Source organism: Burkholderia sp. ABCPW 11 (assembly GCF_001523445.1).
Lineage (GTDB): Bacteria > Pseudomonadota > Gammaproteobacteria > Burkholderiales > Burkholderiaceae > Burkholderia.
Genome location: NZ_LOVM01000073.1, coordinates 58,848 through 73,775 on the forward strand (window position 1 = coordinate 58,848; position 14,928 = coordinate 73,775).

The window sequence follows — 14,928 nt, forward strand, 5'->3', positions numbered from 1 at the left end:
CCGGTCGGTCAGAAATCATAGGTCAACGACACGCGCGCGGTGCGCGGCGCACCCGGGAACAGGTACGCATCGCCCTGCTGCTCGCCTGCGTCGCGCCAGTAGAACTTGTTGAACAGATTGTCCACCGATACGCGCAACACCGTGCGATGGCCGCCGATCTTCGTCGTATAACGCGCGCCGAGATTGAACACGAACCACGACGGCACGCGCGCGGTGCCTTCCTCGTTCGCGTTGCGCGCCGCGCTGTATTCCACGCCGCCGAGCACGTTCAGGCCCGCGATGCCCGGCACCGCGTAGTCCGCATACAGCGACGCGCGCAGCGCGGGCACGTTGATGATCTGGTGTCCTTCGTAGGCCGGCGACCCCGAATCGACCGCGCGGGCGCGAATCGCCGCGACGCTGGCCGTCAGCCCCAGCCGCTCGGTCACGCGCCCGGCCGCGCCGAGCTCGATTCCCTGGTGCCGCTGCGTGCCGCGCTGCACGAACGTGTAGGTCGTGCCCGATGCGTCGGGATCGGCGAACTGGAACGGCTTGCTGATCGAGAACACGGCGGCCGTGAGGCTCAGCCGGTCGAGCCAGTCGTATTTCGCGCCGACCTCGAACTGATGCGATTCGACGGGCGGCAGGAACGCATACGCGTTGGTCGCGCGCACGGGCGCCTGATCGCCGAGCGACAGCGCCTTGCTGTACGACGCATACAGCGACAGCACGTCCACCGGCTTGTAGACGAGCGCGACCTGCGGCAGGAACACCGAGCGGTCGGTATGTGTCGTATCGCCGTCGAGGCTGCTCCAGCTGCGCTGGCGCAGCAGCACTTCCTTGCCGCCCGCGAGCACCTGCCAGTGTTCGCCGATGCCGATGCGGTCGAGCCCGAACACGCCGTACTGCCACGCATCGAGGCGCGGATACGACGGCCCGGGCGAATTCGGCGACGGCGAGAAGGTCAGGTCCGGCCCGTAGACGTTCTCGCTGCCCACGTAGTCGTACACGGCGTCGGCCATGTGCACGACGCGGCGCTGCACGCTCACGCCGAGCGTCAGCTCGTGCCGCAGCGGCCCCGTCGCGAACCTGCCCGTCGTGACCGCGCGCAGATCGTCGTTGCGCCGGTATTCGCCGGGGCTGCGGAAGTCGTATACGTCGTAGTCGCCGTTCGCGCCGAAGAAGAACGGCGACGTCGCGCCGGCCGCGCAGCTTGCCGCGTACGAGCAGCCGTACGCGAACGCGCTGTTGTCGTCGATCATCGTGCGGCTACGGCCGGCGGCGACGTAGGCCTTCCAGTCGTCGTTGAACCGATAGTCGAAGCGTGCGTTCAGGTTCAGCGCATCGGTCGTCACCGGTTTCGCCCACGGCTGCGTGCCGAGCGCCTTCGACGTCGTCTTGACCGACGGCACGACGGTGCCGCCGAGCAACTGGTAGCCGGGCGCGGAGCGCTGGATCCACTGCTGGAATTCGGCGTTGAACTGCAGGCTCGCGCGCGGGCCGATGTCCCAGTCGGCGGCGATCGAGCCGAACGTGCGCCGCCCGTTCGTGCCGTCGATATAGGAGTGCATGTTCTCCTTCGCCGCATTGATCCGGAACCCGAACTGATGGTCGGGGCCGAAGCGGCGGCCGAGATCGACGGCCGCCGACGTCGAGCCGCGGCTGTCGACGCCGCCCGTCACGCTCGCGACGTTCGCGGAGCGCTTGGTCACGAAGTTGATCACGCCGCCCGGCGCGACGACGCCGCCGTCGATGCCCGCGAGCCCTTTCAGGATCTCGACGCGCTCCTTGTTCTCGAGCGGCACGTTCTGCTCGCCGGACACCGTCAGCCCGTCGATCCGGATCGCGCTCGCGAGATCGACCGGAAAGCCGCGGATCGCGAAGCCTTCGAAATAGCCAACCGGCGCATAGTCGTTGACGACCGACGCATCGTTGCGCACGACGTCGCTCAAGCGCTTCGCCTGCTGATCGTCGATCAGCGCGCGCGTGACGACGCTCACCGACGCCGGCGTGTCGCGCAGCGGCGCGTCGTCGAACCCCGCGACCGACGCTTCGCGCGCCCGCAGCGGGTGGCCGCGCTCGCCGCTCACCGTGATCGCGGGCAGCGTCGCGCTGCCGGTCGCGTCGGCGCCCGGCGCGGGCGGGTCGCCCGGTGCCGCGGCAGCCTGCACCGCGAAAAGCGTGACGCCGAGACCGACACCGAGCCCGACCTTCGTGCGCCGCCGCCGTTCGGGCGCCGCTGTTGTTCTATTCACCGTCATTGTTCTGGATGGAAAACTCGCCACTCGACCCTGTCGAAACCCGTTGGAAGCTGCGAAGCGTGCACCCGCCGCCGCGCCGTCGCCGGACGCGTGCGTCGACGCGGTATTCATCGGACGAACCGGACCATGCGGCGCGCGAGCGGGCCGGCCGGTCGGAACAGCGCAGGATGGGGCATCGGATTCGGATGACGCGCCGGAAACGATGCAGCGGCCAACGGGTCCGTCGGGTGCCTGTCGGCCGGCCGGCGCCTCGCGCGATCGTGTCATGCGGGGGACGCTTCGAACGCCCCGGTGCGGGCGGCGGGCACTCGCGCCGGCCGTTCGTCGGAACGGCGGCCTGCCCGGCGCGCGACATCGCGGCGTGGCGCGCATTTTACCCCGGGCGGGGCACAGGGCCGAGGAATCGGACGGAACGGGAAACGGAGAAGGCGGCAACCGGAATCGCGGTTCGGGCGGCACGACGGCGGCGAAGATGCGGGCGCGATTCGCGTCGCGCGTGCCGGCCCCGACGCCGCGTCGTCGTGCGCCGGGCAGAACGTGCCTGGAACCGGCGCGGGAATGGGCGCCTGCTACCGGTTCGTTAGCCCGTTCGCTTTAGCCCCCCCCCCGCATCGTCACCTCCATGCCGGGCAGTTTCACGACGGGCTCGTTCATCAAATCGGTCGACGCTCTCGTCGACCCGGACGGCATCCGAAAAAAAGCAGCAGTTGCGCGCGCTTTTTGCGCGGCAAGCCGTCCGCGGTCACATGTCGCAAGCGCGTCAGCAATCGAGCACGAGCGGCTCCGTGGCCCCTCGCGCGGGCCGCGCGACGCACGGCAGCGCGCAGCCGGGTGCGACCGGCGCATCGGGCGTCTGCGCGTAGTCGACCGCGCCCGACAGCACGCGCGTCGCGCACGTGCCGCACGAACCGGCGCGGCATTCGGACGGCACGGCCACGCGCTGCCCTTCCGCGAATTCGAGCAGCGTGCCGTCGGCAGGCGTCCACGCGGCTTCGCGCCCCGTGCGCCGGAACACCACCGGCACGCTTGCCGCCATGGGCGCAGCAGCCGTGCGGGTCGCACTGCGCGAAACGCTCGACGGCCCGAACGCCTCGAAACGGATGCGCTCGTCCGGCACGTTCAGTGCGCGCAGGCCGTCGTACAGGTCGCGCATGAATGCCGACGGCCCGCACAGGTAGAAATCGTAGTCGTCGAACGACAGGACCCGCTTCAGTTGCCCGACGTCGATGCGGCCTGCCCGCGCGGCCGCCCCTTCGTGAGGACGACTGTCGAACCAGTGAAGCGACACGCGCGCATCGGCGGCCGCGATGCGCGCCAGTTCCGCGGCAAACGGCCGGTCGGCCGCTTCGCGTGCGCCGTGCACGAACACGACGCGGCGCGACGGCGCGTCGTCAGCCAGCGCCCGGCGCAGCATCGCGACCATCGGCGTGATGCCGATGCCGGCCGACACGAGCACGGCCGGGCGCGGGCTCGCGAGATCGAACGCGAAGCGGCCGCGCGGCATCTGCGCGTCGAGCGTCATGCCTACCCGCGCATGATCGTGCAGCCATGCCGATACGCGCCCCTCGCGCTTCACGGTGATCCGGTAATGCGTGCCGCCCGGTGCATCGGACAGCGTGTAACTGCGCATCGACGGCGCGTCGCTGCCCGGCAGCGCGACGCGTAGCGTCAGGTGTTGACCGGCTTCGTACGCAGGCAATGCGCCGCCATCCGCCGGCTCGAAATGGAACGACCGGATCGCGCGCGCCTCGTCGACGATCTTCGCGATGCGCAGCGGCCGCCATGCGGGCGCCGAGGCCGGCGCGGGCGCGGACGGCGCGGGCGCGGGCGCGGCCGGTGCTGCCGCGCCGCCCGCCGCCGACGCCATCGCCGCGAACTGCGGCGCGCGCTCGACCGCCGACCACCGGAACGGCAGTACCGCGCGCATGCGTCGCACTTCCCGCACATGGAAGCGCACGACGCGTTGCGCACCGTCGAACGACGCGACGACCGGCCCGTCCCACACGATCTCCGCGTGCGCGGCGACATACAGCACGTCGCCGCCGTCGAAATCGACGAACAGCAGCCCCGCGCGCGGATCGTGCTGCAGGTTGCCGAGCGTGTTGAAGAACCGGTTGCCGCTGAAATCGGGGGTCGTCAGCGTGCGTGCATCGTCGACGCGCACGAAGCCCGGCATCCCGCCGCGATGCGACACGTCCGCGCCGCGCGCCGCGCCCGCGTCGGGAGACGTGTTCGCGCTCGCGACGAAGAACGTGTCGGCCTGCGCGAGCAGCGCGCGGTCCGCATCGCTCAGCGCGTCCGACACGTCGGGCGCGACGGATGCGTCGACGTCCCGCGCAATGAAGGTCGGCTTGCGGCCCTGGATGTACTTCGCGCAATTGCCGAAGCTCTGCTCGACCGCGATCGTCAGCACATCGCCGTCCGCCGCGCGCACGACGCCGTTCACGCGATTGCGCCGCCGCGTATCGAATTCGATCCCGAGCCCGCCGAGCGGCGCGCCCGCCCGCCACGCACTGGCCAGCGGGTCGCCCGGCAGCGCGCGCGCCGCGATGCGCAGCGTGCGGGCGTCCGGCGACGTGACGAAACCCGGTGCGCCGACCCGCAGCGTCGCCCATGGCTGGCCCTGCGCATCGACGCCGCCGAGCACGAAGAACGGCAGTTGCGCGAAAAAGGTCCGGTGCTGGTCCGGCATGAATCGCCGGATGCCGCGCCGGCCGGCCGCGCCCGCCGCGTCCGTCACGCCCGCGCGCCGCTGCACGGCAAGCTCGCCCGCGTGAAACGGCGTGACCTCGAGTTCCCAGCCCGGTACGACGGCGCTCGGCGTATTCATTGCGTTCTCCTGAACAGGCACGGTGGCCGCGAGCGTCAAGCGGCGAGCAGGCCCGCGCGCGTCGTCGGCATCGCGACGAAGCCCGGCAACGCCTCGATACGCGCCAGCCACGCGCGCACGTGCGGATACGGTTCGAGCGACACGCCGCCTTCCGGTGCGTGCGCGATGTACGTGTACGCGGCGATGTCCGCGATCGTCGGCTGCGCGCCGGCCGCGAACGGCTTGCCGGCCAGCTCGCGATCGATCACGTCGAGCACCTTCGCGGCCGTGCGCTTGGCCGCTTCCGGGTCGATCTGCGCGCCGAACACGGTCACGAGCCGCGCGGCGGCCGGCCCCGACGCGATCGGGCCGGCCGCGTACGACAGCCAGCGCTGCACGACGGCCGCGCCGACCGGATCGTCGGGCAGCCAGTGCGCGTCGCCGTAGCGCTTCGCGAGGTACACGAGGATCGCGTTCGAATCGGCGATCACGGTGCCGCCGTCGTCGATCACCGGCACCTGCCCGAGCGGATTGAGCGCGAGAAACGCCGGTTCGCGCTGCGCGCCGGCCGCGAGATCGACGTCGATGGTCGTGGACGGCAGCCCGAGCAGCGACAGGAACAACCGGACACGGTGCGCGTGCCCGGACAACAGGAACGAATAAACGCGGATCGGCGAAGCAGGCTTGCTGGCGGCAGACATGGAAACACTCCGGAATCTCGCGCCGCCGGGGATCGGCGACGAACGGCCCCAGCGTAGCGCTCGCGGTTCGTCGCCAGAAGACGGATAATTGCTGAAACATTATCCGCTTCCATAGGACAATCGACGATGGCCGATTTGCGCGACGTGAACCTGAACCGGCTGGCGATCTTCGTCGCAGTGGTCGAGGCCGGCTCGCTGACGGCCGCGGCCGAGCGGCTCGGCCTCGCGAAGACGGTCGTCAGCACGCACATGCAGCGCCTCGAATCCGAGGTCGGCGCGAACCTGCTGGTGCGCACGACGCGGCGGCTGAGCGTGACCGATGCCGGGCGCGTGTTCTACGACGCGTGCCGCGACATCGTGCGCGCCGCCGAAGCCGCGCTCGACGCGGTGTCGTCCGACGCCGGGCCGCTGCGCGGCACGCTGCGCGTGAGCGTGCCGATCGATTATGGTGCGATGGTCGTCGCGCCGGCCGTCGTCGCGCTGCGCGACCGGCATCCGGCGCTCGCCGTCGAACTCGTCGCGAACGACCGCGTCGTCGATCTCGTCGCGGACAACCTCGACGTCGCGATCCGCATCGGCCGCCTCGCCGATTCGAACCATCGCGCGGTACAGCTCGGCACCTACGAGAAATGGCTGGTCGCGAGCCCGGCGTTCGTTGCCCGCCACGGGCTGCCGCGCGATCCGGATGCGCTCGCCGCGCTGCCGTTCGTGATGTTGTCGTCGCTGCCGCGCCCGCAAACGCTCGAACTCGACGACGCGCGCGGCGGCCGCGCGTCGGTGCGCTGCGTCGCGCCGGTGGTGTCGAACACCGCGACCGCGTGCCGCGCGATCGTGCTCGCGGGCGGCGGTTTCGGGCTGCTGACGGATTTCTCGACCGCGGACGACGTCGCGGCCGGCCGGCTCGTGCGGCTGCTGCCAGGTTGGCGCACGGCGCCGGCCGGGATTCATGCGGTGTATCCGTCCACGCGGCTGCCGTCGCCGAAGGTGCGGGCGTTCATCGATGCGATGAAGGCGCGGTTCGGGCAAACGCCGGTCGCGCCGCCCGCGCGTGCGCCGCGACCGAAGCGCGCGGAGGACTGAGCGGTTAGCCGTCCGTCACATGAATTTCAGGTAGCACTGTTTCTTGGCGACCTCCTCGCGCTTGAATCCTTTATCGCTCATGCACGAAGCAAACTCGTCCGGAAACGGATTCAGATTGAAGATCCTGTCCTGGATGCTGGCGGGGATACCCTGGTCCAGTTGGGCTTGCGCTTCCGCGCAGGTCGCCTTCGCGAAGGAGAGCGTGACGGGTTCCCCGCTGATGCGATTGCGGATTTTTTCATACGCCCCGTCCTTGCAGGCCGCCACTGTGTCCTTCAGGTGCTGTGTATAGAGGGCATCGCGGCAGACGTCGCCTGCCCGGTCCGCATCCCTGAACAGCGCCGCGACCGTTTGCGATTTCCACTCGGTTTCGTAGCGCGTGGTTTCGCTCAACGGCCAGCAGCCGCAGCCCGTCAGCATCAGGACGGAAACAACCGCTCCCGCCGACGTCGCGCGGCGCCACCATCGGTTCCGTACTTGCATGAGTTCCTTGTTATTGATCGACAACCATCCCGTATCGCGGGCGACCGGCCCCAGTCCCGCGCACCTATCCCGCCGCCCCCAACGTCCCCAGCAACACCTTCCTGCAACTCGCGATCATCTGCGCCTCCGGATCGCGATAGCCGGTGAGCAGCCATGCGGCGCCGACGTTCGTCATCGCGCCCACCAGCGCAAGCCCGATCAGCCGCTGCTCGGTGCGCTCCGCCGGCGTCACGGCTTCGCGCGGCACGCCGATCGCCATGATCAGCTTGCCGAAGTCGATCAGCATGCGCTGATACGTCATGTCGGTATCCGCACTCACGCCCATCACCTCGAGCAGCAGCACGCGCGCCGCGCACGGGTCGCGCAGGAACGCGAAGAACGCGGCGAGCCCCGCGTCGACGCGCTCGCGCAGATCGCCGCCGCGCGCGGCGACCGCCTGCGCGACCGCGTCATGCAACTGCTGCGCGTGATGCAGATAGGTGCAGCGCAACAGATCCTCGGTGCTGTCGAACGCCGCATAGAAATAGCGATCGTTCAGCTTCGCTTCCTGGCAGATCGACCGCACGGTCGCCTTGCGAAACCCCACCGTGCCGAACACGCGCGTCGCCGCGCGGATCAACGCATCGCGCCGCTCGGCGGCCCGTACCTCGGGCGCCACGCCGCCATACGACCGGCCTCTTTTTTCCGTTTCGAGTGCTTTCTCCATTCCGCTATTTGACATCAGGACACCCGAAAACTAAAGTGGTGACGACCAACACCACAATAGACGCGCCGCCGATGCAGCGCAAGCGGAACGGGAGGAACGACGGATGAAGGGGTTTTCCGGCAAGGTCGCCGCGATCACGGGCGCCGGTTCGGGCATGGGCCGCAGCCTCGCGATCGAGCTCGCGCGGCGCGGCTGCGAGGTGGCGCTCGCCGACGTCGACGAAGCCGGGCTCGCCGGCACGGCGGCCGCGTGCGCGTGGCACGGCGTGCGCGTGAGCACGCGCCGGGTCGACGTCGCCGACCGCGACGCGATGTTCGCGTGGGCCGATTTCGTGCGCGCCGAGCACGGCAAGGTCAATCTGATCTTCAACAACGCGGGCGTATCGCTGGCCGCCAGCGCCGAAACCGCCCGCCTCGCCGATCTCGAATGGATCGTCGGCATCAATTTCTGGGGTGTCGTGCACGGCACGCAGGCGTTCCTGCCGCATCTGCGCGCATCGGGCGACGGGCACGTCGTCAACACCTCGAGCCTGTTCGGGCTCGTCGCGATGCCGACGCAAAGCGCGTACAACGCGACCAAGTTCGCGGTGCGCGGCTTCACCGAGGCGCTGCGGATGGAACTCGAACTCGACGGCGCGCCGGTGAGCGCGACCTGCGTGCATCCGGGCGGCGTCGCGACGAGCATCGTCGACGCGGGCCGCGTCGATGCCAGCATCCACGCGCTGACGGGGCAGGACGAAGCGACCCATCGCCGCCAGGCCAATCGCCTGATCAACGCGACGACGGCCGACGAGGCCGCGCGGCAGATCCTCGCGGGCGTCGAGCGCAATGCGCGCCGCGTGCTGGTCGGCGCCGACGCGCGCCGGCTCGACAGGATCGCGCGGCTGCTCGGCGCCGGTTATCAGTGGCTGATGCTGCGCCACGTGCGCCGTGCCCGCGCACGCAATCTCCGCCCGAAGGAAGCCTCCGCGGGAGAGTGCGCCTACGCGCCGGCCGCGCGCCCCACCACACCGACGAAGGACCCCGCATGAGCTCGACGACGACCGACCGGCGCGCCGCGCCGCCTGCTCCCGACGCCCGCCGCGACCGGCGTAACGGCAACGACCTCGACGTGCTGATCGTCGGCGCCGGCCTGTCCGGCATCGGCGTCGCCTATCACCTGAAGCAGCGCTGCCCGCATGCGAGCGTGGCGATCGTCGAGGCGCGCGACGCGATCGGCGGCACCTGGGACTTGTTCCGCTATCCGGGCGTTCGTTCGGATTCCGACATGTTCACGCTCGGCTACAGCTTCCGCCCGTGGCACAGCGACAAGGCGATCTCCGACGGGCAGACGATCCTCGATTACATTCGCGACACCGCGCGCACGTATGGCATCGACGAGACGATCCGCTACGGCCAGAAGGTCGTCGCGGCCGACTGGGATTCGAACCGCGCGCGCTGGACGGTGCGCATCGAACGCACGCGGGACGGCGCAACGGACACGCTCGTCCATACCTGCCGCTTCCTGTTCATGTGCAGCGGCTACTACGACTACGACGCCGGCTACCTGCCCGACTGGGCAGGCATGGACACGTTCGAGGGCACGCTCGTGCATCCGCAGCACTGGCCGAAGGATCTGTCGTACGCGAACCGGCGCGTGGTCGTGATCGGCAGCGGCGCGACGGCCGTCACGCTCGTACCGTCGATGGCGGCCGATGCGCGACACGTGACGATGCTGCAGCGCTCGCCGACCTACATCGTGTCGCTGCCCGCGCGCGACAGGATCGCGAACGCGCTGCGCCGCGTGCTGCCGTCGCGGCTCGCGCACCGGCTCGTGCGCGTGAAGAACGTCCTGCTGACGATGTACCTGTACAACGTGTCGCGCCGCAAGCCCGACCGGACGAAACGGTTCATCATCCGCGCGGCGAGCAAGCAGCTCGGCCCCGACTTCGACGTCGCGAAGCACCTGACGCCGCGCTACATGCCGTGGGACCAGCGCGTGTGCCTCGTGCCGAACGGCGACCTGTTCAAGGCGATTCGCGCGGGCCGAGCATCGATCGTCACCGACGAGATCGAGCGCTTCACGCCGACCGGCCTCGAGCTGAAGAGCGGCCAGCAACTCGACGCGGACGTGATCGTCACCGCGACCGGGCTGAAGGTGAAGATGCTCGGCGGTGCGCGGATCACGGTCGACGGCCGCGCGGTCGATTTGCCGGAGACGGTGTCGTACAAGGGGATGATGTACAGCGACGTGCCGAACCTCGCGTCGTCGTTCGGCTACACGAATGCGTCGTGGACGCTGAAGGCCGAGCTGATCGCGCGCTACGTGTGCCGGCTGCTCAATCACATGCGCGCGAACGGGTACGACACGTGCGTGCCGCGGCTCGGCGCAGGCGATCTCGGCGACGTGCCGGCCGTCAACCTGAGCTCGGGTTACATCCAGCGTGCGGCCGGCATCCTGCCGAAGCAGGGGCACCGCAAGCCGTGGAAATTCCACCAGAACTACGTGCTCGATCTCGCGTCGCTGAAGTTCAGCCCGCTCGCCGATTCCGCGATGCATTTCGAACGCCGCGCCCAAACCGGCCAGGCAGCCGCCGCACCGGCTGCCGAACCCGCACTCGAAACCCGCTGAGGCCGACATGACCCCTACGCTCCATCTGATCCAGAACGTGCTGCTCGGCGTCGTCGCGGTGCTTGCCGCGCTCGCGCTGTTTACCGGTTACGTGGCCCGTCGCGTGACGCGCGCGTTTCCGCCCGAAGGCCGCTTCGTCGACATCGACGGCGACCGCATCCACTACGTCGAATACGGCAACGGCCCGCCGATCGTGTTCGTCCACGGGCTGGCGGGGCAATGGCGCAATTTCGCGTACCTGCCGCTCACGCGGCTCGCGCAGCGGCATCGCGTGATCCTGATCGACCGGCCGGGCGCCGGCCGCTCGCTGCGCGGCGCGGCCTCGCAGGCGAACGTGTTCGCGCAGGCTCGCACGGTCGCCGCGTTCATCGACGCGCTGAAGCTCGACAAGCCGGTGCTGGTCGGCCACTCGCTCGGCGGCGCGATCGCGCTCGCGGTCGGCCTCAATCATGCGGACCGCGTGAGCCGGCTCGCGCTGATCGCGCCGCTGTCGCACGAGCAGACCGAGCCGCCTGCGCCGTTCAAGCCGCTGATGCTGCCGTCGCCGCTCGTGCGCCGTTTCGTGTCGTGGACCTTCGCGATCCCGCTGACGATCCTGACGGGTCGCAACGCCGTGCGTCAGGTGTTCGCGCCGGAGGACGTGCCGCGCGACTTCCCGGTCAAGGGCGGCGGCCTGCTCGGGATGCGCCCGCACGTGTTCTACGCGACGGCGACGGACCTGCTGTCGGCGCCCGTCGACCTGCCCGCGATGGAGCGTCGCTATGCGGAGCTCGCGCTGCCGGTCGACGTGCTGTACGGCCGCGCCGATCCGATCCTGAACTGGCGCGCGCACGGCGAAGCGCTCGCGAGGAAATCGGCACGCGTGCGGCTGAAGGTCGTGGAGGGCGGGCATATGCTGCCGGTCACGCTTCCCGACGCGACGGCCGACTGGCTGCTCGAAGTGGCCGCCGCGTCGGTCGATGCCGCCGCGCAGCCAGTACGCATCGCGTAGATCGCGGCAACGAAGCGGGCCGGATTCCGTGCCGGGCAGTCGGAGCCGGCGCCGCGACGGAATCAGGCTTCGTCGTCGGGTATCGACAACCCGAGATCCGAGAGCACCTCGCGCGCGCTGCGGAACGCCTCGACCGCGGCCGGCGCGCCGGCGTACAGCGCGCTGTGCAGCAATACCTCGCGGATCTCGACGAGGCTCGCGCCGTTGTTGAGCGCACCGCGAATATGCCCCTTCAGCTCCGTGCCGCGGCCGAGCGCCGCCAGCATCGCGCACGTGCACAGGCTGCGCGTCTTCAGGTCGATCCCGCCCCGCTGCCACGTGCTGCCCCACGCATGTTCGTTCAGCCAGTCCTGCAGCGGACGCGAAAATCCGTCGAGGTCGCGCATCGCGCGCTCGACGAACGCCTCGCCCATCACGTCGATCCGCCGCGCCTTGCCGTATTCCCTGTCCTGTTCGCTCATGTCCGTGTCCTGGTTGGAGTCGGGGCCGCTGCGGCGTCGCCGGCAGCCGGGAGATGTCCTGCCATGTTCGTGCGCGCGGCGGGGTTTCGTCAAAGACGCGGCGCTCGGTTCGCGGCCGCTCGCGTCGCGGACGGCCCGAACGCTACGTAACATCCGGCCGCGCGTTACGGCGCCTTACGGGAACATCGCAGCCGCGACGTTTGCGCACCGCGCGTGCCTGTCGCGCGAAACCGTCATTCCTCCGTTTAAATCGCATCGATATTCCCGATTCTCGCAACAAATCGCGACACCATTTCGCGAAGCCTGTCATGGCGCGGAATTTGCAGTGAAGACCTCGACACACTTCCAATGTCGAGGCCAACATGCACACTCTTTTCAAGAAGACGACGGTAACGATGGCCGTCTCGTCACTGCTCGCGCTGTACGGCTGCGGCTCGGTCGACGGACCGACGACCCCGCCGACGATCAAGCCGAGCACGTCCGGGACGAGCGGCACGTCGGGGACTTCCGGCACGTCGGGCGGCGGTTCGTCAGGGACGTCGGGTGGCGGTAGCTCGGGGTCGTCGGGGACTTCTGGTACGTCGGGGACTTCCGGTACTTCGGGGACTTCCGGTACTTCGGGCACTTCCGGTACCTCGGGCACTTCCGGTACCTCGGGCACGTCCGGTACTTCGGGTACTTCCGGTACCTCGGGCACTTCCGGTACTTCGGGTACGTCCGGTACCTCGGGTACGTCCGGTACCTCGGGCACTTCCGGTACTTCGGGTACGTCCGGTACCTCGGGTACGTCCGGTACCTCGGGCACGTCCGGTACTTCGGGCACGTCCGGTACTTCGGGCACGTCCGGTACTTCGGGCACTTCCGGTACTTCGGGTACTTCCGGTACTTCGGGTACTTCCGGTACTTCGGGTACTTCCGGTACCTCGGGCACTTCGGGTACGTCAGGCACTTCCGGCACCTCGGGCACCTCCGGTACGTCAGGCACGTCCGGCACCTCAGGTACTTCCGGTACCTCGGGTACTTCCGGTACCTCGGGTACGTCCGGTACCTCGGGTACGTCCGGTACCTCGGGTACGTCCGGTACCTCGGGTACGTCCGGTACCTCGGGCACTTCCGGTACATCGGGCACTTCCGGTACGTCGGGCACTTCCGGTACGTCGGGCACTTCCGGTACGTCGGGCACTTCCGGTACCTCGGGCACCTCGGGTACGTCGGGCACCTCGGGTACGTCCGGCACCTCAGGTACTTCCGGCACCTCAGGTACTTCCGGCACCTCAGGTACTTCCGGCACCTCCGGCACCTCCGGCACCTCCGGCACCTCCGGTACTTCCGGCACCTCGGGCACCTCCGGTACGTCGGGCACCTCCGGCACCGGCGTCACTCCCCTCGGCAACGTCCTGCAGAAATCCGGCAATCTCGTGACGGCGCTCGGCACGACGGTCGTGAACGGCGGCGCTCAGATCGGCGGCGTGCAGATTCCCGGCACGAACCCGACGACGGCCACCAGCATCGGCAACGCAGTCGGCAGCCTCGGCAACGGCGTGCAATCGCTCGGCAACGGCGTCGCGGCCGGCCTCGGTTCGATCGGCGTGTCGGCGAACCCGCTCGGACCGACGCTGACGTCGACCACCGGCCTGCTGACCGGCGCCGGCGGTGCGGTCAACAACCTCGGCAATGCGGTGACGAGCCTCGGCACCGGCCCGCTGTCGCCGCTCGCGCCGGCGACGACCCTGGTCGGCAGTCTCGTCAACACGGTCGGCACCGCGGTCAATTCGACGGCATCGGCGCTGAACACGGCGCTGAACAGCTCGCCGGTCCAGCAGCTCGAAACGCAGCTCGGCAAGGTGATCAACCCGATCACGAATACGCTGACCGGCGGCGTCACGACGCCGGGCGTCACGCAGACGCTCGGTGGCGTGACGCTGCTCGGCACGCCGCTCAACGGCCTGCTGAGCACGCTCGGCAACGGCATCGCGCTCGCCGGCACGAAGGTCGGCGGCGCGACCGACAACCCGGTCGGCACGAGTCTCGGCGGCGCGCTGGGGCAACTCGGCAACACGGTGACGGCGACGGGCGGCCTCGTCAACGCCGGCAACGCGGGCAGTTCCAGCAGCGGCACGGGCGGCAGCAATCCGCTCGCCCCGATCACGGGCCTGCTCGGCACGTTGACGGGCGGCCTCGGCGGCGGCAGCTCGAGCGGTTCGGGCGGCACCAGCGGAACGAGCGGCACCAGCGGCGGCCCGCTCGCGCCGATCACCGGCCTGCTCGGGACGGTGACGGGCGCGCTCGGCGGCATCGGTTCGAGCGGCACCAGCGGCACGGGCGGGACGAGCGGGACCGGCGGCACCAGCGGCACCGGTGGCGCAGGCCTCGGCGGCCTGCTGGCGCCGGTCACCAATCTCGTCAACGCGCTGACGCCGCTCGGCGCGAGCCTCACCGGCACCGTCACGACGCCGGGCGGCAACCTGTCCGGCACGCTCGGCGGGGTGCTGACGAGCGGCCCGGTCGGCACGCTCACGGGTGCGCTGGGAACGCCGACCGGTTCGGCCGGCGCCACCGGCACGGTCGGCTCCGGCGGCGCAGCCGGCACCGTGACGACGCCGGGCGGCAGCGGCTCCGTGGTGACCGGCCTGACCGGCAGCACGAGCGGCGGCGCCGCCGCCGGCACCGGCAACCTGCTGTCGCCGGTGACCAACCTGCTCGGCGGTCTGCTGGGCGGCGGCACCAAGAAGTAAGCGTCAACGCATCACGTATCAGAACGACAGGCCAATGGCCGGGCGCGCATCCATAAACAGCCCGGCCGACGGCCGGCGTCACCCGCCCAGCGGGGGCGCCGGCCCTCATCCC

The 14,928-nt window shown here is 69.9% G+C and carries 11 protein-coding genes; 5 read left to right on the plus strand and 6 right to left on the minus strand.

The annotated features are described in order from the left end of the window. Positions 1–8 precede the first annotated feature (8 nt). From WS61_RS24185 to WS61_RS24195, 3 genes are all read right to left on the minus strand, one after another. The gene (locus WS61_RS24185; RefSeq protein ID WP_059504187.1) at positions 9–2,240 is read right to left on the minus strand and encodes a TonB-dependent siderophore receptor; all 2,232 of its coding nucleotides are present in this window, start codon (positions 2,238–2,240) and stop codon (positions 9–11) included. A 760-nt stretch (positions 2,241–3,000) separates the two neighbouring features. After that, positions 3,001–5,070 carry a pyridoxamine 5'-phosphate oxidase family protein gene (locus WS61_RS24190; RefSeq protein WP_059504189.1) on the minus strand — a complete coding sequence of 690 codons (2,070 nt, stop codon included), beginning with the start codon at positions 5,068–5,070 and terminating at the stop codon, positions 3,001–3,003. 35 nt (positions 5,071–5,105) lie between these two features. Then, on the minus strand, positions 5,106–5,750 hold the full coding sequence (locus tag WS61_RS24195) for a glutathione S-transferase family protein (RefSeq protein ID WP_059504191.1): 645 nt from the start codon (positions 5,748–5,750) through the stop codon (positions 5,106–5,108). A 126-nt stretch (positions 5,751–5,876) separates the two neighbouring features. Here WS61_RS24195 and WS61_RS24200 point away from each other — a divergent pair, with 126 nt between their 5' ends. After that, a complete protein-coding gene (locus WS61_RS24200) occupies positions 5,877–6,830 on the plus strand; it encodes a LysR family transcriptional regulator (RefSeq protein ID WP_059504193.1) in 954 nt (317 codons plus the stop codon). Between the two features lie 15 nt (positions 6,831–6,845). On the opposite strand, the gene WS61_RS24205 is transcribed toward WS61_RS24200, so the two are convergent. Then, positions 6,846–7,337 (minus strand): hypothetical protein, encoded by a 492-nt coding sequence (locus WS61_RS24205; protein ID WP_257127357.1) that lies wholly within the window; start codon positions 7,335–7,337, stop codon positions 6,846–6,848. Positions 7,338–7,377: 40 nt separating this feature from the next. Then, on the minus strand, positions 7,378–8,034 hold the full coding sequence (locus WS61_RS24210) for a TetR/AcrR family transcriptional regulator (RefSeq protein ID WP_059504196.1): 657 nt from the start codon (positions 8,032–8,034) through the stop codon (positions 7,378–7,380). 88 nt (positions 8,035–8,122) lie between these two features. On the opposite strand from WS61_RS24210, the gene WS61_RS24215 reads away from it, so the two are divergent. From WS61_RS24215 to WS61_RS24225, 3 genes are read left to right on the plus strand one after another with little or no spacing between them, the layout of a single operon-like run. Then, positions 8,123–9,049, plus strand: a complete 927-nt coding sequence (locus WS61_RS24215) for an SDR family oxidoreductase (protein ID WP_059504198.1) — start codon at positions 8,123–8,125, stop codon at positions 9,047–9,049. Then, the gene (locus WS61_RS24220; protein WP_059504200.1) at positions 9,046–10,629 is read left to right on the plus strand and encodes an NAD(P)/FAD-dependent oxidoreductase; all 1,584 of its coding nucleotides are present in this window, start codon (positions 9,046–9,048) and stop codon (positions 10,627–10,629) included. Before WS61_RS24215 ends, WS61_RS24220 begins: the two co-directional genes overlap by 4 nt. Positions 10,630–10,636: 7 nt before the next feature. Next, complete coding sequence (locus WS61_RS24225) at positions 10,637–11,620, plus strand: alpha/beta fold hydrolase (protein WP_059504202.1); 984 nt, start codon at positions 10,637–10,639, stop codon at positions 11,618–11,620. Between the two features lie 62 nt (positions 11,621–11,682). On the opposite strand, the gene WS61_RS24230 is transcribed toward WS61_RS24225, so the two are convergent. Beyond that, positions 11,683–12,081 (minus strand): carboxymuconolactone decarboxylase family protein, encoded by a 399-nt coding sequence (locus WS61_RS24230; protein ID WP_027782376.1) that lies wholly within the window; start codon positions 12,079–12,081, stop codon positions 11,683–11,685. A 362-nt stretch (positions 12,082–12,443) separates the two neighbouring features. On the opposite strand from WS61_RS24230, the gene WS61_RS35800 reads away from it, so the two are divergent. Beyond that, the gene (locus WS61_RS35800; protein WP_157692783.1) at positions 12,444–14,816 is read left to right on the plus strand and encodes a collagen-like triple helix repeat-containing protein; all 2,373 of its coding nucleotides are present in this window, start codon (positions 12,444–12,446) and stop codon (positions 14,814–14,816) included. Positions 14,817–14,928 lie beyond the last annotated feature (112 nt).